Raw genomic sequence first — 1,868 nt, forward strand, 5'->3', positions numbered from 1 at the left:
CTCCCCCGACCGGGTGTCCCGCCGGGACCCCGCCCCGCTCTCGGGGTCGGGCTCGTCGCGCACCCCATCCGAATCGGGATATACCGCGCGTATCCGCCGTCTCCCCGTTACCCTTCAGATGTGCCACGGTCACTGGGAGAACTGGAAGACGCCGTGATGACACGGGTCTGGGAATGGAATCGCCCGGTTACCGTCCGGGAGGTTCTGGAAGACCTTCGGAAGGAACGGCCGATCGCCTATACGACGGTCATGACGGTTCTCGACAAGCTCCACCGGAAGGGTTGGGTCCGGCGTGAGCGGGACGGCCGCGCCTATCGTTACGAGGCGGTATCCACGCGCGCCGCGTACGCCGCCGCATTGATGAACGACGCCTGGTCCCGGAGCGACAACCCGGCGGCCGCGCTGGTGGCATTCTTCGGGATGATGTCCCCGGTCCAGACCGATGCTTTGCGGGATGCCCTGCGCGTGGTGGATGTCACCGGGGCCGAGGCCGTCGCGGGGCCCGACGGGGGTGCCGCCAATGGCAACGGAACGGGGCGGTAGCCTCCGTTCGTGAAGCATGCCGACCGGACTCCGGAAATCACGGTTCGACGCGCCCGGACGAGGGATGTGCGTGCCGTGCGTCACCTCATCGACACGTACTCCCGTGACCGCATCCTCCTGGACAAGCCGACCGTCACCCTTTACGAGGACATTCAGGAGTTCTGGGTGGGGGAGCGGGTCTGTGACGGCGCGGTGGTCGCCTGCGGCGCCCTGCACGTGATGTGGGAGGATCTGGCCGAGGTCCGCACGTTGGCGGTGGATCCCTCCCTGCGCGGGACGGGCGTGGGGCATCTGCTCCTGGAGAAGCTGCTGGAGACGGCGCGTCGACTGGGCGTGGATCGCATTTTCTGCCTCACCTTCGAAGTCGCGTTCTTCGAACGACACGGCTTCGTCCCCATCGGCGATACCCCCGTGGACGGCGACGTCTACAGCGAACTGCTGCGCTCGTATGACGAAGGCGTCGCGGAGTTCCTCGGACTGGAGCGCGTGAAGCCCAACACTTTGGGTAACACCCGTATGCTGCTTCGGCTTCGATAGTCATCCCGGCAGGGCTTTATGTCCGATACGTCCGGACGTTCCGTCGTCCACCCGCGGGAATCCCTGCGTGGGGTTTGTGTTTTTCTCGAAAGGGCGGTTTGATGACGCCCGGGGCACAACAAAATCATTCGACACCGGACCCGTAAGACGGACCCGTAAAGAGGAGTACTCAGGTGGCACAGAAGGTTCAGGTTCTTCTTCTCGATGACATCGACGGCGGGGAGGCGGACGAGACCGTCACCTTCGCCCTCGACGGGAAGACCTACGAGATCGACCTCAACTCCGCCAACGCCGAAAAGCTCCGCGACACCCTCGCCGAGTTCATTCGCGCCGGTCGCCGCGCCGGCACCGGGCGTGCGACCCGCGGCGGGCGCTCGGCCTCCCGGGCGACCTCGACCGGTTCCGCCGACACCGCCCGCATCCGCGCCTGGGCGAAGGAGAACGGCTACGAGGTCAACGACCGCGGCCGCGTGCCGGCGACCATCCGCGAGGCCTACGAGAAGGCCACCTCCTGACGCGAACGAGGTGACGCGGTCCCGTCCGGTCGACGGGAGGGCCGCGGGGTCGGACCCCGCGGTGACAATCGACCGGGAGCGGCCGGGGGCCGCGACGGGACGCGGTGCGGAGGGAACACCGGGGCGGCACGGATCCACGGGGTGATCGGCGTTCCGCGGCGGGAGGACCCGGGGCGGCGCACGGCCCGCATCGGCTACGGGGGGGCTCACCCGATCACGGGTGGCCCCCCGAGCCGTGTCCGGGTACGGGAGGTCACCGGATCCCCGCACCCC

General features: G+C 68.1%; 3 protein-coding genes. All 3 read left to right on the forward strand.

Annotated elements, in window-relative coordinates; all coding sequences use genetic code 11:
- Positions 1–120: 120 nt before the first annotated feature.
- Positions 121–543: a BlaI/MecI/CopY family transcriptional regulator gene (locus tag FNQ90_RS21610; protein WP_182607887.1), complete on the forward strand. Its 423-nt coding sequence runs from the start codon at positions 121–123 to the stop codon at positions 541–543.
- A gap of 36 nt (positions 544–579) precedes the next feature.
- Positions 580–1,080 (forward strand): amino-acid N-acetyltransferase, encoded by a 501-nt coding sequence (locus FNQ90_RS21615; protein ID WP_182607888.1) that lies wholly within the window; start codon positions 580–582, stop codon positions 1,078–1,080.
- Positions 1,081–1,253: 173 nt separating this feature from the next.
- Positions 1,254–1,595 (forward strand): histone-like nucleoid-structuring protein Lsr2, encoded by a 342-nt coding sequence (locus FNQ90_RS21620; protein WP_143624313.1) that lies wholly within the window; start codon positions 1,254–1,256, stop codon positions 1,593–1,595.
- Positions 1,596–1,868: the final 273 nt, after the last annotated feature.

The sequence above is a fragment of the Streptomyces alkaliphilus genome (assembly GCF_014141535.1).
Classification (GTDB): Bacteria; Actinomycetota; Actinomycetes; order Streptomycetales; family Streptomycetaceae; genus Streptomyces; species Streptomyces alkaliphilus.